This window comes from Streptomyces sp. LaBMicrA B280, from assembly GCF_049222185.1.
Classification (GTDB): Bacteria; Actinomycetota; Actinomycetes; order Streptomycetales; family Streptomycetaceae; genus Streptomyces; species Streptomyces murinus.
Window position 1 is genome coordinate 34,594 of the sequence record NZ_JBMJCT010000025.1, and the last position, 25,663, is coordinate 60,256.

The window sequence follows — 25,663 nt, forward strand, 5'->3', positions numbered from 1 at the left end:
CGGATGATGCCCGGATGATCGACTGCGGAGTCGTCGTTGACCTTAACGACTACTCGGGCAGTCGGAGTTCCAGGTCCGCGCGCGGCTCGACACCTTCACGGGTGACGACGGCGAGCAGTTCGGCCACCGCGCCGCGGCCGGGCAGCTGGGCGCCGGGGTCCACGTCGTGCCAGGGCGCGAGCACGAAGGCGCGCTCGTGGGCGCGCGGGTGGGGCAGGGTCAGCTGCGGGTCGTCGGAGGTGACATCGGCGTAGGCGACGATGTCCACGTCCAGGGTGCGCGGCGCCCAGCGCTCGTCGCGGACGCGGTTGAACGCCTCCTCGATGGCATGGCCCCGCTCCAGCAGGGAGGACGGCGGCAGGGTGGTCTTCAGGGCCACGACGGCGTTGAAGTACGACGGCTGGCTGCCGGGCTCGACGCCCCACGGCTCGGTCTCGTAGACCGGCGACACGGCCTTCACGCGGACGCCGGGCGTGTCCTCCAGCGCGTCCACGGCGCCCTGGAGGGTCTCCAGGCGGTTGCCGAGGTTGGAACCGATGGAGATCACGGCCCACTTGGGGTTCTGGAGGGTGGTGTCCGCGGCGTCCACCCGCTCGACGACCGAGGCGGGCACCGGCTGGACGGTCGGGTCACTGTGACCCTGGACGAAAGGTCGGGTCATACTCGGCTCCGGGTGATGGTGACGGTCACGTCGTCGAAGGGGACGGTGATCGGGGCGTCCGGCTTGTGGACGCACACCTCGACCTCCTGGACCCCTTCGTGTTTCAGGCAGGTCTGGGCGATCCGCTCGGCGAGGGTCTCGATGAGGTTCACCGGCTCACCCTCGACCACGGCCACGACCTCCTCGGCCACGACGCCGTAGTGCACGGTCCTCGTCAGGTCGTCGTCGGCCGCGGCCGGCCGGGTGTCCAGGCCCAGGACGAGGTCCACGAGGAAGGTCTGGCCCTCCTCGCGTTCCCTGGGGAACACGCCATGGTGCCCGCGAGCCTTCAGGCCGCGCAGCGCGACACGATCCACGCGAATCACTCCTGCAATCGTCGGGAACGACCGGTCGTACCGCGTGCGTGCGAGACACCGGTCGCACACGAATCTACCTGCGGGCACCGACAGCGCCGGGCCCCAGGGGCGCGGGCGCGGCCGGGCGCGGCCGGGCGCACCGCCCGTTTTCCCCGGTGAACGCGGTCCCGTCGGGGCTGGTAGCCGCTCATACCCCGGGGTAGGTGATTCCAACCACTTCCGGGAACCGCCCGGCCGACCGCCCTTTTTCCGGCCTGTTCCCGCCTGTTTCCGCCTGTTTCCCGCCCGCGTCCCGCTCGCTCAGCCGAGCGGACCGTCGCCCGGATTCAGGCCGCTCGTGCCGTCGTCGTCGCCCTCGGCGTCATCGTCGTCGGACTCGGCGAGCACGGGGGAGGCGTGGTGCGACCAGAGCTTCCAGCCCTCGGGTGTGCGCCGGAACACATTGGTGGCGACGACGAGCTGGCCGACCAGCGGCCCGAGTTCGTCGCCCTCCGCGGGGGCGGGGCCGCCGCTGAGGATGTTCTCGGTGCAGGTCACCAGCGCGGTGTCGCCGGTGACGGAGACATGGACGTCGGTGAGGAAGAACTGGATGTAGTCGGTGTTCGCCATGATCAGGGCGTACGACCTGAGGACCTCGCCGCGCCCGGTGAGCACCGGCCAGCCGGGGTGCACGCAGGAGATCACGCCGCTGTCCGCGGGGTCGTGGTACTCCTCGTCCACGCCCAGGTCGGCGGGGGTGAGCCAGAGGGCCGAGACCTCCTCGAAGTCGCCGCGTTCCAGGGCCTCGTAGAAGGCGGTGTTGGCGGCTTCGACCTGTTCGACGTCGGTGTGCGGGGCGCTCACCGGGCTCCGTCCGTCGTACGGTCCGTCGTCCGGGCACCCTCGACCGCGCGCGCGACCCGTACGGCGTCGGCGGTGGCGCGCACCTCGTGGACGCGTACGGCCCAGGCGCCGGCCTGCGCCGCGAGCGCGAGTCCGCGGGCGTGCCGTGCCGGTACTTTCCGGTCAGCACGCCCGCGAGCGCGGAGACGGCGGCGGTGGCGGCGTCGCGCTCCCGGGCGGGCGGGGGCGCGCCCTCGGGCCCGGCGAGGACCCGGCCGAGGAACCGCTTGCGGGAGGCGGCCACCAGCAGGGGGTGGCCGAGGGCGGTCAGCCGGTCGAGGTGGGCGAGGAGGGCGAGGTCGTGCTCGACCTCCTTGGAGAAGCCGAGGCCCGGGTCGACCACGATCCGGTCGGGCGCGATGCCGCCGGCCAGTACGGCGTCCACCTGGGCGCGCAGTTCGTCGACGACTTCGCCGACGACGTCGTCGTAAACCCCGCGGACGGCGGGGCCCTCAAGGAAGCCGCGCCAGTGCATGACGACGAAGGGGGCGCCGGCGTCGGCGACGACCGGGATCATCTCCGGGTCGGCGAGCCCGCCGCTGACGTCGTTGACGAGGGCCGCGCCGGCTTCGAGGGACCGGGCCGCGACCGAGGCGCGCATGGTGTCGACGGAGACCACGACGCCCTCGGAGGCGAGTCCGCGCACGACCGGGACGACCCGCCGCAGCTCCTCGTCCTCGTCCACCCGGGTGGCGCCCGGGCGGGTGGACTCGCCGCCCACGTCCACCAGGTCGGCGCCCTGGGCGACCAGGTCGAGGCCGTGCTTGACGGCCGCGGTGGTGTCGAACCAGCGGCCGCCGTCGGAGAAGGAATCGGGGGTGACGTTCACGACCCCCATGACCGCGCACCGGTCCCGTGCCGGAAGGCCCGCCACTCGGCCGCGCCCGCTGTGGTTGTTCATACGTTCAGCGTAGGCCCCGGGCGACGCCGCCACGGCCCGGAGGGACGGGGCGGCGCCGGGAAGGGTGATCACGCCGCACGGGCGTCCCGTTCGGTCACCGTGTGGGCGCACGCGCGTTCGGCGGCCGAGCGCCGGCGGCGCAGGAAGCGGGGCAGCGGCAGGGCCAGGTTGACGAAGCCCTCGGCCTGCATGGTGGCGAAGCCGATGCGGGGCAGGTCGCTGGTGGCGCGGTAGACGATGAAGCGCGGCTCCCAGCGCGGCTGGAACTTCGCGTTGAACTTGTACAGCGACTCGATCTGGAACCAGCGCGAGAGGAACACCAGCAGCCCGCGCCAGGCGCGCAGCACCGGGCCCGCGCCGATCTTCTCGCCGCGCGCGAGGGCGGAGCGGAACATGGCGAAGTTCAGCGAGACCCGGGTGATGCCGAACTTGGGGGCGGCCTGGAGGGCGGCCACGATCAGCAGTTCGTTCATGCCGGGGTCGGCGCTGCGGTCGCGGCGCATCAGATCGAGCGAGGCGCCGTCCGTGCCCCAGGGCACGAAGTGCAGGATCGCCTTCAGGTCGCCGTACTCGCCCGCCTCCTCGTCGGCCTTGTGGGCGGTGGCTATGAGGCAGTCGCCGTCGGACGGGTCGCCGATGCGGCCCAGGGCCATGGAGAAGCCGCGCTCGGTGTCGGTGCCGCGCCAGTCCTCGGCGGCCCGCCGGACGCGCTCCAGTTCCGCGTCGCCGAGGTCAGAGATACGCCGTACCCGGGTTTCGTAGCCGGCCCGCTCGATGCGCTTGACCATCTGCCGGACGTTGCGCATGGCGCGCCCGGCCAGCGAGAAATCCGCCACGTCCACCACCGCCTCGTCGCCCAGTTCCAGGGCGTCCAGGCCGGTCTCGCGGGTCCACACCTCGCCTCCGGTCTCCGAGCAGCCCACGACCGCGGGGGTCCAGGAGTGCGCCTTGGCCTCGTCCATGAAGCGCTCGATGGCGCCCGGCCAGGCCTCGACGTCGCCGATGGGGTCGCCGCTGGCGAGCATCACGCCGGAGATGACGCGGTAGGTGACGGCCGCCTTGCCGCTGGGCGAGAAGACGACCGCCTTGTCACGGCGCAGCGCGAAGTGGCCGAGGGAGTCGCGGCGGCCGTGCTTGACCAGCAGCTCCCGCAGTTTGACCTCGTCGTCCTCGGTGAGCCGGGCGGCCGGGTGCTCGGGGCGGAAGGCCAGGTAGATCGTGGTGACGGCGGTGAGCCAGCCGAGGGCGCCGAGCGAGAAGGCGACGGTCCAGGAGGTCGCGCCCTGGTAGTCGACCGGGCCCTCGAAGCCGAACAGGCCGTAGACGACATGGGTGAGCCGGTCGGCCAGGCTCGGGTCGCCCACGGTGCGGTGCGGGTGGACGCTGACGATGACCAGCCCGAGAACCAGTGAACCGGCGCTCATCAGCACGAAGTTGGCGAGCGCCCGCCAGCGGCTGCGCGGGTCGGGCAGGGCCGCGAACTCCCGGCGGTGCCACACCAGCGGTACCAGCAGCACGATCGTGATCAGCAGGCCGACCAGCGAGTGCCGGTAGGCCAGTTGGGCCACCGCGCCGGCCGGCAGCAGCGCGACCGCGGCCCGCCATGCCCGGCGCTTGCGCCGCCTGAGTCCGTGCGCGAGCAGCAGCAACAGCACACCGGCGCTCAGCGAGAGCGCTGCCGCGAAGGGCCCGAAGGATCCGGGCAGCACCTCGGCGAGGGCGTGCATACGGCTGTGCCGGAAGCGCGGGAAGACCCCGGCGGCGATGTCCAGGAGCCCGACGAGGGCGACCGCCCTGCCGACCAGGCCGGGAACGGCCTCGGGGCGCGGGCCGCGCAGTATGCGCCGCGCCCGGCTTGATCGGCCCGGAACCCCGCCCGACATTTCCCCATCTATCCTGACAGACATCGCATCCCGTAGTTCTGCGAGAGACCTTGAACCCGGGCCCGATCGGGCATCCGGTGACATTGCGCCCTCTAGGACGGTGTCTTGGGGAGAGAGGTTCACTCCCCACCGGAAAGTCGGGCCAAAGGCCGAGGAAAGCCCTGGGCAAACCCACGCGACGAAGCGTGGGCGAGCGACGGGCCTGGAGCGCAGGCAGGAACAGTCCATGGGTCTCACGAGCAACAAGGTGCTGCTGCTGGCGATCATGTTCGCCGTGGTGCTGTTCGCGGGCACGGTGTGGCTGTGGCCGCGCCTGGCCCGGCAGCACTGGCGGGCCGTCAGCGGGCGGGTCGGGCTGCTGCTCGCCACCCAGGTCGCGGTGTTCGCCTCGGTGGGCCTCGCCGCCAACCAGGCGTTCGGTTTCTACGCGACCTGGGCGGACCTGTTCGGGCAGGAGGACGGCCAGGGCGTGGTCGTCGACCACATAGCGGACGGCGCCGCCAGTCCGGTCCGGGTGGTCTCCGCCTCGCGGGTGCCGGGGGTGAGCAGCGGGGTGCCGCAGGTGGCCGGGCAGGTGCAGAAGATCGACATCCTGGGCCGTACGACGAAGATCGCGGCGCCGGCGTTCGTGTACCTGCCGCCGGAGTACTTCCAGGCGGGCGGGCGCAACCGCAAGTTCCCGGTCGCGGTCGTGCTGACCGGTTACCCCGGCACCGCGCAGGCGCTGGTGGACAAGCTGAACTACCCGAGCACGGCGCAACGCCTCGCCAAGGGCGGCAAGATGCAGCCGATGATCCTGGTGATGCTGCGTCCGTCCGTGGCGCCGCCGCGGGACACCGAGTGCGTGGACGTGCCCGGGGGCCCGAAGACGGAGACGTTCTTCGCCAAGGACCTGCGCGAGTCCGTGATGAGCCGCTACCGGGTGGACGCCACGCCCGCGAGCTGGGGCATCATCGGCGACTCGACCGGCGGGTACTGCGCGCTGAAGATCGCCATGCACCACCCGAAGTCGTACGGCGCCGCCGTGGGCCTGTCGCCGTACTACAAGGCGCCCATCGACGCGACCACCGGTGACCTGTTCCACGGTGACAAGAACCTGCGCGATCGTGCCAACCTCTTCTGGATGCTCAAGCACCAGTCGGCCCCGGAGACGTCACTGCTCGTCACCAGCAGCAAAATCGGTGAGCACAACTACAAGGACACGCTTCGGTTCATCAAGAACGTGCAGGACACGAACGTGACCAGGATTTCTTCGATCATCCTCCCGAGCGGTGGCCACAACTTCAACACCTGGCGCCGGGAGATCCCGGCGGCGCTCCAGTGGCTCGGCGCCCGGCTTGTCTCGCACTGAGCGTTTCGATCCTGACGCCCTGTGAAGCGCGCGGTGTGGCCGTGTTTTTGCGGGGCGGGGGCCCATCGTTCGCCTACGCGCGGTAAGTTTCTGGCCATGCCACGTGGACGCCACCGCCATTCCCCGCCTCTGCACCGGCTGTTGCCTCCCTCCGCGATCGCCGGCGTCTCCGTCGTGTGCGCGCTGGGTCCCTGGGTGTTCTCCGAGGCCGCGATCCTGCGCGCGCTGGCCGGGGCCGCCGCGGCGACCGCCCTCGCCGGCGCGTTCGTGATGCGCCGCTGGGACATCCACGCGGGCAAACAGGTCGCCGACCTCACCCGCGCCCGCGCCGGTGACGAATGGCGCTTCGAGGAACGGGTCGCCGAGCTGGAGGCCGACCTGGAGGAGTCGCGCGAACTGCGCGGCAAGCTGGAGCAGCGGCTGCGCGCCAAGCGCAGCGAACTGGCGGGCCTGCGCAATGAGCACGCCGCCCTGCTGCGCCGCTACGCCACCGCGGAGACCGAGCGCGCCAGCGCCCTGGAGGGGCGCCGCCTGCTGGAGATCGAGTCGGGGGCGCCCGCGCTGGAGCCGGCTGGGCGTACGGCGCCCTCGCTGCCCTCCCGTGCGGCCTCCCCGGCGCTGCCGCCCGCGCGGAGCGCCGGGCCGGACACCGCCGAGGGCGGGGAGACGGAGAAGGCGTACGACGTCTTCTCGGCCGGGGGCGCCAAGCTGTACGGGCAGGCGCTGCGGGCCCTCGCCGCGTTCGAGCGGGATTCGGCGGGGAGCGCCGAGCGCGCGAAGCCCTTCACCGCCGCCGAGTCCGCCACCGCCGCCACCGAGTCCGCTTCCGCGACCGGGTCCGAGACGGTGGGCGAGGACGAGGCCGGTGCCAAAGGGGACGGCGCCGAGGGAGACATAGCCGGGCGGGACGAGGCCGGGGCCGAGACGGCCTCTGAGGCCGAGACCGAGACCGAGACCGAGGCCGAGGCCGTGCCGGAAGGCGAGGACACGCCGGTGGCCGAGGGGCCCTCGGGTGCCGAGAACGTCGAGAACGCCGAGGGTGCCGAGACCGGGCAGGACCTGCCGGGCGGTGAAGCGGCGGCGCAGGACCGGCCGCCGGCGGCCGACGGGCACGCGACGGCCGCCGAGCCCGCCGCGCCGGAGGCCACCGGATCCCCGAACGGCCCCGAGACCCCCGAGACCCCCGAGACTCCCGAGGCCCCTGAACCCCCCATGGCCTCCGCCGCCCCCGAGACCCCCGCAGGCCGGACGTCCACCGGGCACTTCACCGTGCCGACCGCCGTGGCCGTCGTACCGGCGTCGCCCGTGCGGCGCCCGCTGGCCGAGGGTGGTTTCGACTTCTTCGGCACGCAGAAGGCGACGCCGAAGGCCGCGCTGGACGCCGTGCAGAACGAGGACCTGGCCGATGTCGTCGGCCAGGAGGCGCTGGCCGTGCACAAGGCGGAGGCGGAGGCGGAGTTCAAGCCCGCCGACGACAGCGCGCGCGGTGTCGGCCAGGTCATCGACCTGACGGCGCACGACGAGACCGAGGTGATCGACATCCAGGGGCTGCGCAGCGCGGCCTCCTGACGACGCGCGTCCCGCCCAGGGCCCGGCTCCCGCACGGGGAGCCGGGCCCTCGCGCGTTTCGGCATGGGGGAAACTGGGGGCATGAGTCCTACGACGCAGACCACGGTCGGGATCGGCGGTGCCGCGGAGAGCACCGACATGGTGCTCAACATCGGGCCCCAGCACCCGTCCACGCACGGCGTGCTGCGGCTCAGGCTGGTGCTGGACGGCGAGCGCATCGTGCGGGCCGAGCCGGTGATCGGCTATATGCACCGCGGCGCCGAGAAACTCTTCGAGGCCCGGGACTACCGGCAGATCATCATGCTGGCCAACCGCCACGACTGGCTGTCGGCGTTCTCGAACGAGCTGGGCGTGGTCCTCGCCGTGGAGCGGATGCTCGGCATGGAGGTGCCCGAGCGCGCGGTGTGGACGCGCACCCTGCTCGCCGAGCTGAACCGGGTGCTCAACCACCTGATGTTCCTCGGCTCCTACCCGCTGGAACTGGGCGGGATCACCCCGGTGTTCTACGCTTTCCGCGAGCGCGAGGTGCTCCAGAACGTCATGGAGGAGGTCTCCGGCGGGCGCATGCACTACATGTTCAACCGCGTCGGCGGCCTCAAGGAGGATCTGCCCGCCGGGTGGACGACACGCGCCCGGGCCGCCGTCGCGGCGGTGCGCTCGCGCATGGACGTCTTCGACGACCTGGTGCTCGGCAACGAGATCTTCCGGGGGCGTACGCGCGGGGTCGGCGTGCTCGCTCCCGAGGCGGTGCACGCCTACGGGGTCAGCGGGCCCATCGCACGCGGCTCGGGCGTCGACTTCGACCTGCGCCGTGACGAGCCGTATCTGGCGTACGGCGAGCTCCAGGACACGCTGGAGGTCGTCACCCGGAGCGAGGGCGACTGCCTGGCCCGCTTCGAGGTGCTGCTGGCGCAGACGCACAACGCGCTGGACCTCGCGGACGCCTGCCTTGACCGGATCGCCCAGCTGGCGCCCGGACCGATCAACCAGCGGCTGCCGAAGGTGCTGAAGGCGCCCGAGGGCCATACGTACGCCTGGACCGAGAACCCGCTCGGCATCAACGGCTACTACCTGGTCAGCAAGGGCGAGAAGACCCCGTACCGGCTCAAGCTGCGCTCGGCGTCGTACAACAACATCCAGGCGCTGACCGAGCTGCTGCCCGGGACGCTGGTGGCGGACATGGTGGCGATCCTGGGCTCGCTGTTCTTCGTGGTCGGCGACATCGACAAGTAGGCGGCATCGCCATGGCCGGGGCCCGGCTCAGGCCAGCGGGTCCGGGATGCCGACCGCCCGGAGCAGCCAGCCGAAGTCGCCGAGGCCGCCCCGGGCGGTGAGTTCGGCGGCCTCCCCGGCGCTCGCGAGGGCGCGCACATAGGCGGCGGGGTCGGTGGAGGCGAGCGCCAGCGGGGGGCGCACGCCGGTGATGCCGAGGGCGCTCAGGGCGACGCGCTGGGTCAGCAGGCGCGCGGGGTCCGGGCGCCCGTCCGCCGCCGCGCACGCGTCCAGGGCGACATGGGCCGTGATGTCGCAGGTCCCGTCCGGTACCGGCGTCGTCTCGCGGCCCGCGCGGAAGCCGGTGAGGGTACCGAACGGGGGGCGCGCGTCGGCGGTGTGGGCGTAGTCCACGGCCACCGCGAGCCCGCGCGCCACCCGGCCCGCGGCCGCCGCCCACGCCCGGTCGCGGAGCCCGATCTCCGCCCGCGCCCCCTCCGCGGCGCCCAGCGGCCACCAGCGCGCCAGCCAGTCCGCGTCCGCGCCGGTCACCGGGTCGCCCGGGCGCTCGGTGCCGTCGGCGCCGACGAGCACGTACCGGGGCACGCCCGACGGGTCCGTCTCGGCCACGTCGACGGGCACGTTGTCCAGCCACTCGTTGGCGAACAGCAGCCCGGTGATCTCCGCCGGGGGCTCGTCGCGCCAGCCGACGCGTTCGTCCAGGCCGTCGGGGCGGCCGGCGATCTCGACGGCGTACGGCCGCACGCGCGCCGCCACTTCCGGCGGCAGCGCGGCGAGCACCCCGGCGACCAGCTCGCCCCGTCCGGCGGCCATGTCCACGAAGTCCAGCGCCGCGGGCCGTCCCAGCGCCGTGTCGACCCGCTGGAGCAGCTCCGCCACGGCCCCCGCGAAGAGCCGTGAGGCGTGCACGGACGTACGGAAGTGCCCGGCGGGCCCCTCCGGGCGCCGGTAGAAGCCGGCGGGGCCGTACAGGGCCTCCTGGGCCGCCGCCCGCCAGCCGCGCGGGCTCCCGGACGGGTCCCGCCGCTGCCCCCGCGTCTCCTGCGTCACGGCACCAGGGTAGGCCCACAGATGATCATCTCCTCCACCTTGGGGAGTACGTCCGCCGGGCCCGGATCGGCCCTCCGGTTGACCCGGTCGGGCATTCCGTTTCCCTACTCTGGGTTACGTGCAGCGCCTCTACGACTTCCTCCGCCGCCACCCGACCGGGGTCGACTCCTTCTGGGCCGTCGTCCTGTTCGGGCTGTCGGTGCTGAGCGAGGCCAACCTCCAGGGGACGCCCACCCATCGGGGCTCGCTCACCGCGGCGATCGCGGTCTCCGCCGTGCTGTGCGTCGTCGTCGCGCTGCGCCGCAGGTTCCCGGAGCCGATGCTGCTGCTCGCGCTCGCCACCGGACTCGCCCAGCTGGTGCTGGACGTGGAGACGACCGTCGCCGACTTCGCCCTGCTGGTGATCGCCTACACGGTCGCCACCATGGGCACGCGCTGGGCCTCCCGGCTCGCCCTGGTCGCCAGTTTCTGCGCCGCGAGCATGGCACAGCTGCGCTGGCCTGCGGAGCACTCCAGTTTCCTCGGTCGGATCGCCATCGTGGTCTTCCAGACCGTGCCGTTCGCGCTCGCCTGGGTGCTCGGCGACTCCATGCGCACCCGGCGCGCCTACTTCGCCCAGCTGGAGGAGCGCGCGGCCCGCCTGGAGAAGGAGCGCGAGGCGCAGTCGAAGGTCGCGGTCGCCGCCGAGCGCGCCCGGATCGCCCGGGAACTGCACGACGTCGTCGCGCACAACGTGTCCGTGATGGTGGTCCAGGCCGACGGCGCCGCCTACGTCCTGGACGCCGCCCCCGACCAGGCCAGGAAGGCCCTGGAGACGATCTCCTCGACCGGCCGGCAGGCCCTCGCCGAGATGCGCCGCCTGCTGGGCGTGCTGCGCACCGGTGAGCACCAGGAGGGCGGGGAGTACGTCCCGCAGCCCGATGTCGGGCAGATCGACGAGCTGATCGAGCAGTGCCGCCGCTCCGGCCTCCCCGTCGACTTCGAGGTGGAGGGCACCCCCCGCCCGCTGCCCAGCGGGGTGGAGCTGACCGCGTACCGGATCGTGCAGGAGGCGCTCACCAACACCCGCAAGCACGGCGGGCCGAACACGGGTGCGAGTGTGCGTCTGGTCTACTTCGACGACGGCCTGGGCCTGCTCGTGGAGGACGACGGCAAGGGCGCCCCGCAGGAGCTGTACGAGGAGGGCGGCGCCGACGGCCGGGGGCACGGTCTGATCGGGATGCGCGAGCGCGTCGGCATGGTCGGCGGCACCCTGGACGCCGGGCCGCGTCCCGGCGGAGGGTTCCGTATCAGCGCCCTTCTGCCGCTCAAACCGGCGCACTGAGTCACCGACGACGGATGGAAGAAGGACCCCGATGACGATCCGCGTGATGCTCGTCGACGACCAGGTGCTGCTGCGCACCGGGTTCGGGATGGTGCTCGCCGCCCAGCCGGACATGGAGGTCGTCGCCGAGGCGGGCGACGGCGTCGAGGCCCTGGAGGCGCTGCGCTCCACCAAGGTCGACGTCGTCCTGATGGACGTCCGTATGCCCAAGCTCGACGGCGTGGAGGCCACCCGGCGCATCTGCGAGCAGCCCGACCCGCCCAAGGTGCTGATCCTGACCACCTTCGACCTGGACGAGTACGCCTTCTCCGGGCTGAAGGCGGGCGCGTCCGGCTTCATGCTCAAGGACGTGCCGCCCGGTGAGCTGCTGGCCGCCATCCGCGCCGTGCACAGCGGCGACGCGGTGGTGGCGCCCTCCACCACGCGCCGCCTGCTGGACCGGTTCGCGCCGATGCTGCCCTCCGGTGGCCGCGACCCCAAGCACAAGGAGCTGGAGCGGCTCACCGAGCGGGAGCGCGAGGTGATGGTGCTGGTCGCGCAGGGCCTGTCGAACGGGGAGATCGCGGCCCGGCTGGTGCTGTCCGAGGCGACCGTGAAGACCCATGTGGGCCGCATCCTCACCAAGCTGGGGCTGCGGGACCGGGTGCAGGTGGTGGTGCTGGCCTACGAGACCGGGCTGGTGCGGGCCGGCGGCCACCGCTGAGCCGCGGCCGCGCTTCACCGGCACGCACCCGTTAAACCCCCCGGCGCCCTCCGCCTCACTCCCGCCCCGGCAGCCGTCGTACGAAGTCCCGTACGGCGGCCCGTACTTCCTCCGCCGTCCACTCCAGGCCGGGCGCCTGCACGGACATCTCGGTGCAGGCCATGCCGGGCCCCGCGGCGCCCGACCAGTGGCCCGGGAAGAGGGCCACCAAGGTCTCCTCGGCCTGCCGCAGCGCCGCCTCGGCCACCGCCTCGGGCTCGTAGGGCAGCCAGACCTGGAACTCATGGGTGTGCGGCACCTCCGGGTGCACCCGCGCCCAGGGGAGTCCCGCCTCGGCGAACCCCTCGCGCAGCGCGGCGGCGACCACGCGCGCGTGGCGGACGTACTCGGGCAGCCGGGGCAGCGCCCGCTCCAGGCCGATCAGCGCGGACAGCGCGGTCGGGAACTGCTGGAAGATCTGCCCGCCGTACCGGTGCCGCCAGGTCCGCGCCTCCTCGACCAGGGTGCGCGGCCCGGCGAGCGCGGCGCCGCCGAGGCCGTCGAGGGACTTGTAGAACGACACGTAGACGCTGTCGGCCAGGCCCGCGATCTCCGCCAGGGGGCGCCCGAAGTGCTCGGTGCACTCCCACAGGCGCGCGCCGTCGAGGTGCACCACCGCGTCCCGCTCCCGCGCCGCCTCGACCAGCTCGGTCAGCTCCTCCCAGGTGGGCAGCACGAAACCGGCGTCCCGCAGCGGCAGTTCGAGCATCAGCGCGCCGAAGGGCTCCGCCAGGCCGCGTATCTCCGCCGCCGTCGGCTGGCTGGTCCCGCTGCCCACGTGCACCGGCCGCAGCCCGCTGACCTGGCTGAGGGCCTTGCGCTCGTGCATCTCGGGGTGGGCGAGGGGGTGCAGGGCCACCGCCGGGTCGCCGGTGCGGCCCGCCCAGCAGCGCAGCGCCACCTGCTGGGCCATCGTGCCCGACGGGAAGAACGCGGCGTCCTCGGTGCCCAGCAGCGCGGCGACCCGCTCCTCCAGGTCGGCGACGATCCGGTTGCCGTAGACGTCGGCCGGCTCGTCCAGGTCGTAGACCTCAGCGCCCGCCTCCGAGAGGTCGGCGAGGCGTTCGCGGAGCGAGTCGCCCGCGGCCGCGCGGCTCAGCCGGCGGGCGCCCCGCCGTCGTACGGCCGCCCACCGCTCCCTGGCCGTGGGCTCCGCCCGCTCCCCGGTCGTGGCTGCCGCGTCCTGCCCAGATGTCTCCGTCATGCCCGGGATCATGCCGCGCCGGGGCCGTCCGGGGCACCGGGATTTCCGCGGCCCGCCTTCGGGGGTGGTGAAACCCACAGCCTGTGGACAACCGGTCGGCGGCGGACCGAGATAGCGTTAACATGACGAGAAATCGTCCGGTACATCGTCCGGTACCCGAAGCGGACTGGAACGGGAAGGCCGTCGTCGCGTGAGCACAGTCCACCAGCAAGACCACCGGGACCGCCCCGCGCGGCTCACCGTCGGCGTCGTGGGCGCCGGCCGGGTGGGCCCCGCGCTGGCCGCGTCCCTCCAGCTCGCCGGGCATCGCCCGGTGGCCGTCTCCGGTGTCTCCGACGCCTCCCGCAGGCGCGCCGAGGCCCTCCTCCCGGGCGTGCCCCTGGTCCCGCCCGCCGAGGTCCTCCAGCGCGCCGACCTGGTGCTGCTCACCGTCCCTGACGATGTGCTGCCCGCCCTGGTCACCGGCCTCGCCGAGACCGGTGCCGTACGGCCGGGGCAGCTGCTCGTGCACACCTCGGGGCGGTACGGCGCCAAGGTCCTCGACCCCGCCCTGCGGGCCGGTGCCCTGCCGCTCGCCCTGCACCCCGCGATGACCTTCACCGGCACCGCCGTCGACGTCCAGCGCCTCGCGGGCTGCTCCTTCGGCGTCACCGCGCCCGAGGAGCTGCGCCTGGCCGCCCAGGCGCTGGTGATCGAGATGGGCGGCGAGCCGGAGTGGATCAGCGAGGAGAACCGCCCGCTGTACCACGCGGCCCTCGCGCTCGGCGCCAACCATCTGGTCACCCTGGTCGCCCAGGCCATGGAGCTGCTGCGCACGGCCGGTGTCGAGGCCCCCGACCGGATGCTCGGCCCGCTGCTCGGCGCGGCCCTGGACAACGCCCTGCGCTCCGGGGACGCGGCCCTGACCGGGCCGGTCGCGCGCGGCGACGCGGGCACCGTCGCCGCGCACCTCGTCGAGCTGCGCAAGCACGCCCCGGCGGCCGTCGCGGGGTATGTCGCGATGGCCCGCGCCACCGCCGACCGCGCCCTCGCGCACGGCCTGCTCAAGCCCGAACTCGCCGAGGACCTGCTCGGCGCGCTGGCCGACGGCACGGCCGCGGGCGCACCGGGCCCGGACGCCTCGCCCGGCACCCAGAGCACCGAGAGCACCGAGAGCGACGACAACGACGACAACGACGGCACCGACGGCACCGACGGCACCGACGGCCCGTCCGGCACCGAGGGGAACGACCGATGACCACCGCCCTGCTCCACACCGCCCAGGAGCTGCACGCCCGCACCCGCAAGGGCCGCCGCGCCGTCGTGATGACCATGGGCGCACTGCACGAGGGCCACGCCACCCTCGTCCGCTGTGCGCGCGAGATCGCGGGCCCGGACGGCGAGGTCGTCGTCACCGTCTTCGTCAACCCGCTCCAGTTCGGCGCGGGCGAGGACCTGGACCGCTACCCGCGCACCCTGGAAGCCGATCTGAAGATCGCCGAACAGGCCGGTGCCGACGCCGTGTTCGCGCCCTCCGTGGACGAGGTCTACCCCGGCGGCGACCCCCAGGTCCGCGTCACCGCGGGCCCGATGGGCGAACGCCTGGAGGGCTCCTCCCGGCCCGGCCACTTCGACGGCATGCTGACCGTCGTCGCCAAGCTGCTCCACCTCACCCGCCCCGACGTCGCCCTCTACGGCCAGAAGGACGCCCAGCAACTCGCCCTGATCCGGCGCATGGTGCGGGACCTGAACTTCGGCATCGAGATCGTCGGCGTGTCGACCGTACGCGAGGAGGACGGGCTCGCGCTGTCCAGCCGCAACCGCTTCCTGGCGCCCGACGAGCGCCGCACCGCGCTCGCGCTCTCCCGCGCCCTGTTCGCCGGCCGCGACCGGCACGCCGCGCAGGAGGCGCTGTGCGCGCGGGCCCTCGAAGTGCCCGCCACCCAGGCGCGCGCCGAGGCGCTGAGCGCGATAGGGGAGTCCCGCGCGGCCGCCGACGCGCACAGATCGGAAGAGCACACGTCCGACGCGCACGCGGTGGCCACCGCCGCCCCGGGCGGCCCGGCCGCCGTCCGCGCCGCCGCCCGCCAGGTCCTGGACGAGGCGACGCGTTACGACCCGCCGCTCGAACTGGACTACCTCGCCCTGGTCGACCCGTCCGACTTCACCGAGATCGGCGACGAGTTCACCGGCGAGGCGGTCCTCGCCGTCGCGGCCCGGGTCGGCGCCACCCGGCTGATCGACAACCTCCCGCTCACCTTCGGCACCCTCGGAGCCGCCTCGTGACCAGCACCGGCATACGACTGCACGCGCCCGCCCCCGGCTGGGCCATCGCCGCGGACGTGGTCGTCGTCGGCTCCGGCGTGGCCGGGCTGACCGCCGCCCTGCGCTGCGAGGCCGCCGGGCTGTCCACGGTGGTCGTCACCAAGGCCCGCCTGGACGACGGCTCCACCCGCTGGGCCCAGGGCGGCATCGCGGCTGCCCTCGGCGAGGGCGACACCCCCGAACAGCACCTGGAAGACACCCTGGTGGCGGGCGCCGGTCTGTGCGACGAGACGGCCGTACGCCTCCTGGTCACCGAGGGCCCGGGCGCGGTACGACGGCTCATCGAGACCGGCGCGCACTTCGACGAGTCCTCCGAGGGCGGCCTCGCGCTCACCCGGGAGGGCGGCCACCACCGGCGCCGGATCGCGCACGCGGGCGGCGACGCCACCGGCGCCGAGATCTCCCGGGCGCTGGTCGAGGCGGTCCGCGCACGCGGACTGCGCACCATCGAGAACGCGCTGGTCCTGGACCTGCTCACGGACGCCGAGGGCCGCACGGCCGGTGTCACCCTGCATGTCATGGGGGAGGGCCAGCACGACGGCGTGGGCGCCGTGCACGCCCCCGCGGTGGTCCTCGCCACCGGCGGCATGGGCCAGGTGTTCGCCGCGACCACCAACCCGTCCGTGTCCACCGGCGACGGCGTGGCCCTCGCGCTGCGCGCGGGCGCCGAGGTCAGCGACCTGGAGTTCGTGCAGTTCCACCCGACCGTGCTGTTCCTCGGCAGCGACGCGGAGGGCCAGCAGCCGCTGGTCTCCGAGGCGGTGCGCGGCGAGGGCGCCCATCTGGTCGACGCCGACGGCGTGCGCTTCATGGCCGGGCAGCACGAACTGGCCGAGCTGGCACCCCGGGACATCGTCGCCAAGGCCATCACGCGGCGGATGCAGGAGCAGGACGCCGGGCACATGTTCCTCGACGCCCGCCACTTCGGCGCCGAGATGTGGGAGCACCGCTTCCCGACCATCCTGGCCGCCTGCCGGGCCAACGGCATCGACCCGGTCACCGAGCCCATCCCGATCGCCCCGGCCGCCCACTACGCCTCCGGGGGCGTGCGCACCGACGACCACGGCCGCACCACCGTGCCGGGCCTGTACGCGAGCGGGGAGTGCGCCTGCACCGGTGTGCACGGCGCCAACCGGCTCGCCTCCAACTCCCTCCTGGAGGGCCTGGTCTACGCCGAGCGGATCGCCGCGGACATCGCCGCCGAGCGCGCCGCGGACGGCCTGCGCGCGCGGGTGCCCGAGCCGGTACCGCACCCGGACAAGCCCGCGCACCCGCTGCTCGCCCCCGAGTCCCGGTTCGCCATCCAGCGGATCATGACCCAGGGCGCGGGCGTGCTGCGCGGCGCGGACTCGCTCGCCGGGGCCGCCGAGCAGCTCCAGCGGCTGCACACGGACGCCCGGGACGCCCTGGACGTGCACGGCAAGACCGCCGAGCCCGGCGTGGACAGCTGGGAGGCCACCAACCTCCTGTGCGTGGCCCGCGTCCTGGTCGCCGCCGCCCGGCTGCGCGAGGAGACCCGCGGCTGCCACTGGCGCGAGGACCACGCCGAGCGCGACGACGCCCACTGGCGGCGCCATATCGTCGTCACGCTCGACCCGGACCGTTCGCTGGCGGTGCACCCCACCGACACCGCAGACTTCCCCCCTACCCGGTCATACCCAGCGCCACAGGAGCAGTGACAGACGTGAGCACCGACGACCTTCCCCTCGTGACGACCGGCGGCTGCGGCGACGGCTGCGGCTGCGGCGCGGAGCACGACGAGGAGTACCTGGAGTGCGGGCTCGACCCCGTGCTCGCCGAGATGCTGGCCGCCGCCGGGCTCGACCCGATCGAGGTCGAGGACATCGCCACCGTGGCCATCCAGGAGGACCTGGCCGGCGGGGTGGACGTGACCACGGTCGCGACCATCTCCGAGGAGGCCGTGGCCACCGGTGACTTCACCGCGCGCGAGGCGGGCGTCGTGGCCGGGCTGCGCGTCGCCGAGGCCGTGCTCTCCGTGGTCTGCACGGACGAGTTCGAGGTCGAGCGGCATGTGGAGGACGGCGACCGGGTCGAGGCCGGGCAGCGGCTGCTGTCCGTCACCACCCGCACCCAGGATCTGCTCACCGCCGAGCGCGGCGCGCTGAACCTGCTGTGCCGGCTGTCCGGCATCGCCACCGCGACGCGCGCGTGGGCGGACGCCCTGGAGGGCACGAAGACCAAGGTCCGCGACACCCGCAAGACGACCCCGGGCCTGCGCGCCCTGGAGAAGTTCGCGGTCCGCGCGGGCGGCGGCGTCAACCACCGCATGTCCCTGTCGGACGCGGCCCTGGTCAAGGACAACCACGTGGTCGCCGCGGGCGGCGTGGCCGCGGCGTTCAAGGCCGTACGGGAGTCCTTCCCGGACGTGCCGATCGAGGTCGAGGTCGACACGCTGCACCAGCTGCGCGAGGTCGTGGAGGCGGGCGCCGACCTGATCCTGCTGGACAACTTCACGCCCGGCGAGTGCGCGGAGGCCGTCGGCATCGTCGCCGGGCGGGCGCTCCTGGAGGCCTCCGGCCGCCTGACGCTCGCGACCGCGCGCGCCTACGCCGACACGGGCGTCGACTTCCTCGCCGTCGGCGCGCTCACCCACTCCTCGCCGATCCTGGACATCGGCCTGGACCTGCGGGAGGCGGAGTAACGGTCATGCTGCTCACGATCGACGTCGGCAACACGCAAACCGTCCTCGGCCTGTTCGACGGCGAGGACATCGTGGAGCACTGGCGCATCTCCACCGACGCCCGGCGCACCGCCGACGAGCTGGCGGTGCTGCTCCAGGGCCTGATGGGCATGCACCCGCTGCTCGGCGACGAACTGGGCGACGGCATCGACGGGATAGCGATCTGCGCCACCGTCCCCTCGGTCCTGCACGAGCTGCGCGAGGTCACCCGCCGCTACTACGGCGACGTGCCCGCGGTGCTGGTCGAGCCGGGCGTCAAGACCGGCGTGCCCATCCTCACCGACAACCCCAAGGAGGTCGGCGCCGACCGCATCGTCAACTCGGTCGCGGCGGTGGACATGTACGGCGGTCCGGCGATCGTGGTCGACTTCGGTACGGCGACCACCTTCGACGCGATCTCCGCGCGCGGTGAGTACGTGGGCGGTGTCATCGCCCCCGGCATCGAGATCTCCGTCGACGCGCTGGGCGTCAAGGGCGCCCAGCTGCGCAAGATCGAGGTCGCCAGGCCGCGCAGCGTGATCGGCAAGAACACGGTCGAGGCCATGCAGGCGGGCATCGTGTACGGCTTCGCGGGCCAGGTCGACGGGGTGGTGGGCCGGATGGCGCGCGAGCTGGCGGACGACCCGGACGATGTGACGGTGATCGCGACGGGCGGGCTCGCGCCGATGGTGCTCGGCGAGGCGTCGGTGATCGACGAGCATCAGCCGTGGCTGACGCTGATCGGGCTGCGGCTGGTGTACGAGCGGAACATGCCGCGGCTCTGATCCTTCCGAAGCCTCGGCTCCCGCCGAGGCTTTAGAGGGAAACCCCCGCGACACATCATCCCGTTGTGTCACTTTTGTCCGATTAGCGGTAGCGTCGCCGCATGCCCACGCCATACGGATCCCGCGGCGGCATGGCGTTCGGCGCGGAGGAGCTGCGTGTGCTCCGCCGCGCCCTCGCCCTCGCCCTTCACCCCGGCCGCACGTCCGCCGAGGACGTCCAGGACTGCCTCCGGCTCGCCGAGTCGCTCGACGAGGCGATCCACGAGGGGGTGAGACTGCGCGCCTTCCTGCTGGCCGATCTGGACCGCTACCGGGCCGCGCTGCCCGGTACCGCGGCCGGCTACTTCGCCCTGCTGGAGGAGGCGCTGGGCACCGCGTACCGGCCGGTGCCGGACGATCTCGCGGCGCTGCGGGCGCTGCGCGGGAACCCGAGGGCGGCGGCGCTGCTGGAACGCTGCCAGGCGCTGGCGGAACAGGACGTACGGGCCCGCTTCGCCCAGGGCGCGCGCAGGGTTCCGGCACCGGCGGTGCCGCCCGCGAGGACGCGTTTGCTGGCCCTGTCGGGCGGCGCGGCCCGCCAGTCGGAGGACGCCGACAAACAGCCCCCCAAGCCCGCCCCGAAGCCGACCCCCGCCGAACGCCCCGACCCCGCCGCCCCCAAGCGCCCCATCCCCACCCCCGGCGAAGTCTTCCCCCGCCGCAAGCCCCCGGCCCCACCGCACCAACTGGTCTGCTGAGACGGAGGGGCACGGGTACACCCCGGCCCGCCCCGCGCCCGTGTCGCTCCGGGCACCCGCATCCCGCCCCGGCTCCCGGCGGGCGTCGTGAGGCTGCCGAAGCAGGGCTCCGCCGGGGCGGTAGCGGCCTCTGCCGCCCCGCCTCCGCCGCGCGCCGCACGGGGCAAGCGCCCCCCTCGGGCCGCTCCGCAGAGCAGGACTCCCCCGCACGGGCCCTTTCGGGGCGGGCCCGTGCGGGGGCGCCTTGTGGGGCGTCCGCGCCCTGCGGGCAGCGGGGCTCTCCGCCGTCGGCCCCCGCGTCCGCGTCGGCGCGTTCAGCCGACGGCCGTCACTCTGATCGGCTCACCCCGTGCCCGCCGCCCGGCGGGACGGTCCGGTGCTCTCGGCCGCAGTCGCGCCGCTGGTCGGCGCTGGTCGGCACTGGTCGGCGTTCCGGCGGCCGACACCCCGCTCGGCCTAGGCCCACCCCGCCCGATTCGCCCGGTAGGGCATGGCTACTCTGGTCGCATGGACTATGTCTCCGCGCTTGTGCCCCCGGTCGTGATGGCCGTGTTCTTCATCGGTGTGGTTCGGGTCATCGTGAAGACCCAGAGCGGGGAGGCCAAGGCCAAGGAGGACGCGGCCGTCGACGCCGCGATCGCGCGGGCCGAGGCGGTGCGCGGCGGGTCCGCCGCGACCGACGTCTGAGCCGAACCCGAGGGCTCGTGACCGGCGGCCAGTTTCTCTGCGCTCGCCCTTTTTGTCCCGGTTCGCAAGGTTCCGCCACGTCCGGCACGTCATTGCACTGATCGCCCACTATTGTTCTGAGTTGTGCCTCGCCCCTTGGGAGAACTCGAAGACGCGGTCATGACGCGGGTGTGGAAGTGGAACCGCCCGGTGACCGTTCGAGAAGTCCTGGAAGACCTCCAGCAGGAACGCACCATCGCGTACACCACCGTGATGACGGTTTTGGACAATCTCCATCAGAAGGGCTGGGTCCGCCGTGAGGCGGAAGGCCGGGCCTATCGATATGAGGCCGTCTCCACCCGCGCCGCCTACGCCGCCGCTCTCATGAACGACGCCTGGTCGCAGAGCGACAACCCCGCCGCCGCACTCGTCGCGTTCTTCGGGATGATGAGCGAGGAACAGCGTCAGGCCCTTCAGGACGCCGTACGCATCGTCCAGGGACCGGAAACCCGGCAAGCCCCCGAAGCCGCGGAACCGAGACCCGCACAACCGGAGCAACAGGAGAACCCCGGCTCGGCGGAGGGCACCACCGGGCGATAGCGTCCGCTCATGTCCGCAGAGCGTCCCGAAGTCTCCGCAAAAGCCATCACGGTCCGCCGGGCCAGGACCGGCGATGTGCCGGCCGTGCGCGACCTCCTCGACGCCTACGTCCAGGGCCGCATCCTGCTCGACAAAGCCACGGTCACGCTTTACGAGGACATCCAGGAGTTCTGGGTCGCGGAACGGGACGACAACGCCGAGGTCGTCGGCTGCGGCGCGCTGCATGTCATGTGGGAGGACCTCGCGGAAGTCCGCACTCTCGCGGTGAAGCCCGGTCTCAAGGGCGCGGGTGTCGGCCATCAGTTGCTGGAGAAGTTGCTGCACACGGCGCGTTGGCTCGGTGTTCGCCGGGTTTTCTGCCTGACCTTCGAAGTCGACTTCTTCGGGAAGCACGGCTTCGTCGAGATCGGGGAGACGCCGGTTGACACCGATGTCTACGCGGAGCTCCTGCGTTCCTATGACGAGGGCGTCGCGGAGTTCCTCGGACTCGAACGAGTGAAACCGAACACCTTGGGCAACAGCCGGATGCTTCTGCATCTGTGATCGTCTTTGCCCGGTGACTATGCACGGTGCCCTATGTCCGAAACGCGCATCTTTCCGGCCCGTGAGCCCTCCTCGGCCCTCTCCCAGGGGTTTGTGTTTTTCCCGCAAAAGCGGTTTGCTTTCCGACGTACTGCAGTACTGCATATAACAGGGGCGGCGAAACGGGCGGACGCGCGCACCCTGACCCTCAACGTTATCGATGAAAGGAAATCCGGTGGCACAGAAGGTTCAGGTCCTTCTTGTCGACGACCTCGACGGCGGCGAGGCGGACGAGACGGTGACGTTCGCGTTGGACGGCAAGACGTACGAGATCGATCTCACGACCGCCAATGCGGACAAGCTGCGCGGCCTTCTCGACCCTTATGTCAAGGGTGGTCGTCGTACCGGTGGCCGTGCCTCCGGTGGACGTGGAAAGGCGCGCGCCGCCTCCAGCGGCAACCAGGACACCGCGGCGATCCGCGCCTGGGCCAAGGAGAACGGCCTGGAGGTCAACGACCGCGGTCGTGTCCCCGCCTCCATCCGCGAGGCGTACGAGAAGGCCAACGGCTGATCAGCCGAATCGGTCGAATTTCGGTACGACAATCAGTACGGCACTACGGAGAGACCGGCACCCCGCCGCATTCCCGCCGCAGCCGGACCCGGTGACACCACAACGCCACCGTGTCCACCAGCCGTACGAGATCTGGGGCGCTCCCCTCGCGTCCCATGCCCGGCATCACGGGCAGCGAGGCATCGGCCTCGTGTCCCGGCCCAGGGGGCCGCAGCCATACGGCGGCCCCCTTCGGGCTCCCGGACGGCGGCCGCGGCCCGCCGGGCGGCAGCGGCGCCTCCATGACGCCCCCCGCCCCCAGGACCCGCAGATCGAGCGCCACCGCGCTCCACTCCAGCCAGTCCAGCAGCCCCGGCACCTCCTCCGCGCCGCCCGCGGCCACCAGCAGCCGCATCCGGTCGCCCCACAGGGCCACCGGCGAACCCGGCGCGAGATGCCGCAGCGCCCGCGCGCCCGCCTCGGCCGGCACGTCCAGGACGTCGAAGCGCAGCCCGGTCGGCAGCCCCGGCGGAGCGCCGGGCACGGTGGCCCAGCCCAGCTCGTCCTCGTACCAGCGCCGCACCTCGCAGCGGGGCCCCGCTCTCCGTCCGCGCGCGCCGGGCGCCCCCGGTTCGACGGGGCGGCGCGGAAGGGGGACCGTGGAGGTCGTGGAGACCGTGCCAGTCATGCCGGGTGCAACCGGTGGGACAGGCGGCAAGTTACGCTGAGTGTCCCTCTGATCGCACAATGTGCCGGAGGGGGATGCGTCCGGCGGTACGGGGAGCCGCAAGGTTGTTCGCCCATAGCGGAGGGAACGGGTGCGCTCGGCATGGAGTGTCCGTCCCTGCGGGTAAGACATGCCTAGTGGGAGGGGGCGACGTGCGGGCGCGGCGGTCTTCCGTTCGCCATCGGCGTAGTGGCGAGTGGGGTAACTGCCTGGCCTGCGGGAACATCGTCTCGCACCATCGGGTTGGAGCAGATGTCGGCGTTCGGGGTCAGGAGGCCAAGGACGGTGTCGGCAGTTGGAATGAGCGGTCCCCGCTTGCGGGACTAAGCTGCGGAAGGACAGGGAGGGGAAGTTCCCCCCACTGCCTGACCGCTCTGAGGAGCGATTAACGATGTTCGAGAGGTTCACCGACCGCGCGCGGCGGGTTGTCGTCCTGGCTCAGGAAGAAGCCCGGATGCTCAACCACAACTACATCGGCACCGAGCACATCCTCCTGGGTCTCATCCACGAGGGCGAAGGTGTCGCCGCTAAGGCCCTGGAGAGCCTCGGCATTTCGCTCGAGGCGGTCCGCCAGCAGGTGGAGGAGATCATCGGTCAGGGCCAGCAGGCCCCGTCCGGGCACATCCCCTTCACTCCTCGTGCCAAGAAGGTCCTGGAGCTGTCGCTCCGCGAGGCCCTTCAGCTGGGCCACAACTACATCGGCACGGAGCACATCCTGCTCGGCCTGATCCGTGAGGGCGAGGGCGTCGCCGCCCAGGTCCTGGTCAAGCTGGGTGCCGACCTCAACCGGGTGCGGCAGCAGGTCATCCAGCTGCTCTCCGGTTACCAGGGCAAGGAGACCGCCACCGCCGGCGGCCCGGCCGAGGGCACCCCCTCGACCTCCCTGGTCCTGGACCAGTTCGGCCGGAACCTCACCCAGGCCGCCCGTGAATCCAAGCTCGACCCGGTCATCGGGCGCGAGAAGGAGATCGAGCGGGTCATGCAGGTGCTGTCCCGCCGTACCAAGAACAACCCGGTGCTGATCGGTGAGCCCGGCGTCGGCAAGACCGCCGTCGTGGAGGGCCTCGCCCAGGCCATCGTCAAGGGCGAGGTGCCCGAGACGCTGAAGGACAAGCACCTCTACACCCTGGACCTCGGCGCCCTGGTCGCCGGCTCCCGCTACCGCGGTGACTTCGAGGAGCGCCTGAAGAAGGTCCTCAAGGAGATCCGCACCCGCGGCGACATCATCCTGTTCATCGACGAGCTGCACACGCTGGTCGGTGCGGGTGCCGCCGAGGGCGCCATCGACGCGGCCTCCATCCTCAAGCCGATGCTGGCCCGCGGTGAACTCCAGACCATCGGCGCGACCACGCTGGACGAGTACCGCAAGCACCTGGAGAAGGACGCGGCCCTGGAGCGCCGCTTCCAGCCCATCCAGGTCGCCGAGCCGTCCCTGCCGCACACCATCGAGATCCTCAAGGGCCTGCGCGACCGGTACGAGGCGCACCACCGCGTCTCCATCACCGACGAGGCGCTGGTCCAGGCCGCCACCCTGGCCGACCGCTACATCTCGGACCGCTTCCTGCCGGACAAGGCCATCGACCTGATCGACGAGGCCGGCTCCCGGATGCGCATCCGCCGGATGACCGCGCCGCCGGACCTCCGCGAGTTCGACGAGAAGATCGCCGGCGTCCGCCGGGACAAGGAGTCCGCGATCGACTCGCAGGACTTCGAGAAGGCCGCCTCGCTCCGCGACAAGGAGAAGCAGCTCCTGGCCGCCAAGGCCAAGCGCGAGAAGGAGTGGAAGGCCGGCGACATGGACGTCGTCGCCGAGGTCGACGGCGAGCTGATCGCCGAGGTCCTCGCCACGGCCACCGGCATCCCGGTCTTCAAGCTGACCGAGGAGGAGTCCTCCCGCCTGCTGCGCATGGAGGACGAGCTGCACAAGCGGGTCATCGGCCAGGTCGACGCCGTCAAGGCGCTGTCGAAGGCGATCCGCCGTACGCGTGCCGGTCTGAAGGACCCGAAGCGCCCCGGTGGCTCGTTCATCTTCGCCGGTCCGTCCGGTGTCGGTAAGACCGAGCTGTCCAAGGCGCTCGCCGAGTTCCTCTTCGGCGACGAGGACGCGCTGATCTCCCTCGACATGTCGGAGTTCAGCGAGAAGCACACGGTCTCGCGTCTCTTCGGTTCGCCCCCCGGCTACGTGGGCTACGAAGAGGGCGGCCAGCTGACCGAGAAGGTGCGCCGCAAGCCGTTCTCCGTCGTCCTGTTCGACGAGGTCGAGAAGGCCCACCCGGACATCTTCAACTCGCTGCTCCAGATCCTGGAGGACGGTCGCCTGACCGACTCCCAGGGCCGGGTCGTGGACTTCAAGAACACGGTCATCATCATGACGACCAACCTCGGCACCCGGGACATCTCCAAGGGCTTCAACCTGGGCTTCGCGGCCTCGGGTGACACGAAGACCAACTACGAGCGCATGAAGAACAAGGTCCAGGACGAGCTCAAGCAGCACTTCCGGCCCGAGTTCCTCAACCGCGTCGACGACGTGGTCGTCTTCCCGCAGCTGACGCAGGAGGACATCCTGCGGATCGTCGACCTGATGATCGGCAAGGTGGACGAGCGCCTGAAGGACCGGGACATGGGCATCGAGCTGTCCCAGTCCGCCAAGGAGCTGCTGTCCAAGAAGGGCTACGACCCCGTGCTGGGCGCCCGGCCGCTGCGCCGCACCATCCAGCGCGAGATCGAGGACAGCCTCTCCGAGAAGATCCTCTTCGGCGAGCTGCGCCCCGGCCACATCGTGGTCGTGGACACGGAGGGCGAGGGCGACAACGCGACCTTCACCTTCCGCGGCGAGGAGAAGTCGGCCCTGCCGGACGCCCCGCCGATCGAGCAGGCCGCGGGCGGCGGGCCGAACCTGAGCAAGGACGCGTAAGCCTGCGGCGCTTCAACTGAAA

23 protein-coding genes and 1 pseudogene are annotated in these 25,663 nt (G+C 72.5%); 16 read left to right on the forward strand and 8 right to left on the reverse strand.

The window, feature by feature from the left end:
- Positions 1-49: 49 nt before the first annotated feature.
- The 5 genes and pseudogenes from folK to ACLF5H_RS22410 form a co-directional block, all read right to left on the reverse strand.
- The gene (gene folK, locus ACLF5H_RS22390) at positions 50-661 is read right to left on the reverse strand and encodes a 2-amino-4-hydroxy-6-hydroxymethyldihydropteridine diphosphokinase (RefSeq protein WP_361682747.1); all 612 of its coding nucleotides are present in this window, start codon (positions 659-661) and stop codon (positions 50-52) included.
- On the reverse strand, positions 658-1,017 hold the full coding sequence (gene folB, locus ACLF5H_RS22395) for a dihydroneopterin aldolase (protein ID WP_161218225.1): 360 nt from the start codon (positions 1,015-1,017) through the stop codon (positions 658-660). The genes folK and folB overlap by 4 nt, the downstream gene beginning before the upstream one ends.
- Before the next feature lie 300 nt (positions 1,018-1,317).
- Positions 1,318-1,860: a nuclear transport factor 2 family protein gene (locus ACLF5H_RS22400; protein WP_421677802.1), complete on the reverse strand. Its 543-nt coding sequence runs from the start codon at positions 1,858-1,860 to the stop codon at positions 1,318-1,320.
- Positions 1,857-2,800, reverse strand: a pseudogene (folP, locus tag ACLF5H_RS22405) (dihydropteroate synthase). Before folP ends, ACLF5H_RS22400 begins: the two are co-directional and overlap by 4 nt.
- A 68-nt stretch (positions 2,801-2,868) precedes the next feature.
- Positions 2,869-4,683, reverse strand: a complete 1,815-nt coding sequence (locus tag ACLF5H_RS22410; protein ID WP_421677803.1) for a phosphatidylglycerol lysyltransferase domain-containing protein — start codon at positions 4,681-4,683, stop codon at positions 2,869-2,871.
- Between the two features lie 226 nt (positions 4,684-4,909).
- On the opposite strand from ACLF5H_RS22410, the gene ACLF5H_RS22415 reads away from it, so the two are divergent.
- From ACLF5H_RS22415 to ACLF5H_RS22425, 3 genes are all read left to right on the forward strand, one after another.
- Entirely contained in the window at positions 4,910-6,034 is a 1,125-nt protein-coding gene (locus tag ACLF5H_RS22415) for an alpha/beta hydrolase (RefSeq protein WP_421677804.1), read from the forward strand.
- Positions 6,035-6,130: 96 nt separating this feature from the next.
- Positions 6,131-7,603: a hypothetical protein gene (locus ACLF5H_RS22420; protein WP_421677805.1), complete on the forward strand. Its 1,473-nt coding sequence runs from the start codon at positions 6,131-6,133 to the stop codon at positions 7,601-7,603.
- Positions 7,604-7,684: 81 nt separating this feature from the next.
- Positions 7,685-8,836 (forward strand): NADH-quinone oxidoreductase subunit D, encoded by a 1,152-nt coding sequence (locus tag ACLF5H_RS22425; protein ID WP_421677806.1) that lies wholly within the window; start codon positions 7,685-7,687, stop codon positions 8,834-8,836.
- 27 nt (positions 8,837-8,863) lie between these two features.
- On the opposite strand, the gene ACLF5H_RS22430 is transcribed toward ACLF5H_RS22425, so the two are convergent.
- Entirely contained in the window at positions 8,864-9,886 is a 1,023-nt protein-coding gene (locus ACLF5H_RS22430; RefSeq protein ID WP_421677807.1) for an SAM-dependent methyltransferase, read from the reverse strand.
- Positions 9,887-10,004: 118 nt separating this feature from the next.
- Here ACLF5H_RS22430 and ACLF5H_RS22435 point away from each other — a divergent pair, with 118 nt between their 5' ends.
- Positions 10,005-11,210, forward strand: coding sequence for a sensor histidine kinase (locus ACLF5H_RS22435; RefSeq protein ID WP_421677808.1), 1,206 nt, complete (start codon positions 10,005-10,007; stop codon positions 11,208-11,210).
- Between the two features lie 31 nt (positions 11,211-11,241).
- A complete protein-coding gene (locus tag ACLF5H_RS22440; RefSeq protein WP_421677809.1) occupies positions 11,242-11,913 on the forward strand; it encodes a response regulator in 672 nt (223 codons plus the stop codon).
- A 55-nt stretch (positions 11,914-11,968) separates the two neighbouring features.
- On the opposite strand, the gene ACLF5H_RS22445 is transcribed toward ACLF5H_RS22440, so the two are convergent.
- The gene (locus tag ACLF5H_RS22445) at positions 11,969-13,168 is read right to left on the reverse strand and encodes a threonine aldolase family protein (protein WP_421677810.1); all 1,200 of its coding nucleotides are present in this window, start codon (positions 13,166-13,168) and stop codon (positions 11,969-11,971) included.
- Between the two features lie 178 nt (positions 13,169-13,346).
- Here ACLF5H_RS22445 and ACLF5H_RS22450 point away from each other — a divergent pair, with 178 nt between their 5' ends.
- The 10 genes from ACLF5H_RS22450 to ACLF5H_RS22495 all read left to right on the forward strand — a co-directional run bounded on the left by ACLF5H_RS22450 (position 13,347) and on the right by ACLF5H_RS22495 (position 22,021).
- Positions 13,347-14,393 carry a Rossmann-like and DUF2520 domain-containing protein gene (locus ACLF5H_RS22450; RefSeq protein ID WP_421677811.1) on the forward strand — a complete coding sequence of 349 codons (1,047 nt, stop codon included), beginning with the start codon at positions 13,347-13,349 and terminating at the stop codon, positions 14,391-14,393.
- Positions 14,390-15,421, forward strand: coding sequence for a pantoate--beta-alanine ligase (gene panC / locus ACLF5H_RS22455; RefSeq protein ID WP_421677812.1), 1,032 nt, complete (start codon positions 14,390-14,392; stop codon positions 15,419-15,421). Before ACLF5H_RS22450 ends, panC begins: the two co-directional genes overlap by 4 nt.
- Positions 15,418-17,139 carry an L-aspartate oxidase gene (locus tag ACLF5H_RS22460; RefSeq protein ID WP_421677813.1) on the forward strand — a complete coding sequence of 574 codons (1,722 nt, stop codon included), beginning with the start codon at positions 15,418-15,420 and terminating at the stop codon, positions 17,137-17,139. Before panC ends, ACLF5H_RS22460 begins: the two co-directional genes overlap by 4 nt.
- Before the next feature lie 5 nt (positions 17,140-17,144).
- Complete coding sequence (gene nadC / locus ACLF5H_RS22465) at positions 17,145-18,122, forward strand: carboxylating nicotinate-nucleotide diphosphorylase (RefSeq protein WP_421677814.1); 978 nt, start codon at positions 17,145-17,147, stop codon at positions 18,120-18,122.
- Between the two features lie 5 nt (positions 18,123-18,127).
- Positions 18,128-18,925 carry a type III pantothenate kinase gene (locus ACLF5H_RS22470; protein ID WP_421677815.1) on the forward strand — a complete coding sequence of 266 codons (798 nt, stop codon included), beginning with the start codon at positions 18,128-18,130 and terminating at the stop codon, positions 18,923-18,925.
- A 131-nt stretch (positions 18,926-19,056) separates the two neighbouring features.
- On the forward strand, positions 19,057-19,662 hold the full coding sequence (locus tag ACLF5H_RS22475) for a hypothetical protein (protein ID WP_421677843.1): 606 nt from the start codon (positions 19,057-19,059) through the stop codon (positions 19,660-19,662).
- Positions 19,663-20,169: 507 nt separating this feature from the next.
- Positions 20,170-20,349: a hypothetical protein gene (locus tag ACLF5H_RS22480; RefSeq protein ID WP_421677816.1), complete on the forward strand. Its 180-nt coding sequence runs from the start codon at positions 20,170-20,172 to the stop codon at positions 20,347-20,349.
- Between the two features lie 159 nt (positions 20,350-20,508).
- Complete coding sequence (locus ACLF5H_RS22485; RefSeq protein WP_421677844.1) at positions 20,509-20,928, forward strand: BlaI/MecI/CopY family transcriptional regulator; 420 nt, start codon at positions 20,509-20,511, stop codon at positions 20,926-20,928.
- Positions 20,929-20,937: 9 nt separating this feature from the next.
- Positions 20,938-21,471 (forward strand): amino-acid N-acetyltransferase, encoded by a 534-nt coding sequence (locus ACLF5H_RS22490; RefSeq protein WP_037660327.1) that lies wholly within the window; start codon positions 20,938-20,940, stop codon positions 21,469-21,471.
- Positions 21,472-21,685: 214 nt separating this feature from the next.
- A complete protein-coding gene (locus ACLF5H_RS22495) occupies positions 21,686-22,021 on the forward strand; it encodes a histone-like nucleoid-structuring protein Lsr2 (protein WP_037660325.1) in 336 nt (111 codons plus the stop codon).
- Between the two features lie 43 nt (positions 22,022-22,064).
- On the opposite strand, the gene ACLF5H_RS22500 is transcribed toward ACLF5H_RS22495, so the two are convergent.
- Positions 22,065-22,688, reverse strand: a complete 624-nt coding sequence (locus tag ACLF5H_RS22500; RefSeq protein WP_421677817.1) for an SCO3374 family protein — start codon at positions 22,686-22,688, stop codon at positions 22,065-22,067.
- A gap of 430 nt (positions 22,689-23,118) precedes the next feature.
- Between ACLF5H_RS22500 and ACLF5H_RS22505 the strand changes: the two genes are divergently transcribed.
- Positions 23,119-25,641, forward strand: a complete 2,523-nt coding sequence (locus ACLF5H_RS22505; RefSeq protein WP_128791102.1) for an ATP-dependent Clp protease ATP-binding subunit — start codon at positions 23,119-23,121, stop codon at positions 25,639-25,641.
- Positions 25,642-25,663: the final 22 nt, after the last annotated feature.

Coding starts and splice junctions, on each gene's coding strand:
- folK (WP_361682747.1), bottom strand. CDS start 661: ATGACCCGACCTTTCGTCCAGGGTCACAGTGACCCGACCGTCCAGCCG.
- ACLF5H_RS22505 (WP_128791102.1), top strand. CDS start 23,119: ATGTTCGAGAGGTTCACCGACCGCGCGCGGCGGGTTGTCGTCCTGGCT.
- ACLF5H_RS22500 (WP_421677817.1), bottom strand. CDS start 22,688: ATGACTGGCACGGTCTCCACGACCTCCACGGTCCCCCTTCCGCGCCGC.
- ACLF5H_RS22440 (WP_421677809.1), top strand. CDS start 11,242: ATGACGATCCGCGTGATGCTCGTCGACGACCAGGTGCTGCTGCGCACC.
- ACLF5H_RS22480 (WP_421677816.1), top strand. CDS start 20,170: ATGGACTATGTCTCCGCGCTTGTGCCCCCGGTCGTGATGGCCGTGTTC.
- ACLF5H_RS22485 (WP_421677844.1), top strand. CDS start 20,509: ATGACGCGGGTGTGGAAGTGGAACCGCCCGGTGACCGTTCGAGAAGTC.
- ACLF5H_RS22490 (WP_037660327.1), top strand. CDS start 20,938: ATGTCCGCAGAGCGTCCCGAAGTCTCCGCAAAAGCCATCACGGTCCGC.
- ACLF5H_RS22410 (WP_421677803.1), bottom strand. CDS start 4,683: ATGTCGGGCGGGGTTCCGGGCCGATCAAGCCGGGCGCGGCGCATACTG.
- ACLF5H_RS22420 (WP_421677805.1), top strand. CDS start 6,131: ATGCCACGTGGACGCCACCGCCATTCCCCGCCTCTGCACCGGCTGTTG.
- ACLF5H_RS22445 (WP_421677810.1), bottom strand. CDS start 13,168: ATGATCCCGGGCATGACGGAGACATCTGGGCAGGACGCGGCAGCCACG.
- ACLF5H_RS22425 (WP_421677806.1), top strand. CDS start 7,685: ATGAGTCCTACGACGCAGACCACGGTCGGGATCGGCGGTGCCGCGGAG.
- ACLF5H_RS22415 (WP_421677804.1), top strand. CDS start 4,910: ATGGGTCTCACGAGCAACAAGGTGCTGCTGCTGGCGATCATGTTCGCC.
- ACLF5H_RS22475 (WP_421677843.1), top strand. CDS start 19,057: ATGGCGTTCGGCGCGGAGGAGCTGCGTGTGCTCCGCCGCGCCCTCGCC.
- panC (WP_421677812.1), top strand. CDS start 14,390: ATGACCACCGCCCTGCTCCACACCGCCCAGGAGCTGCACGCCCGCACC.
- ACLF5H_RS22470 (WP_421677815.1), top strand. CDS start 18,128: ATGCTGCTCACGATCGACGTCGGCAACACGCAAACCGTCCTCGGCCTG.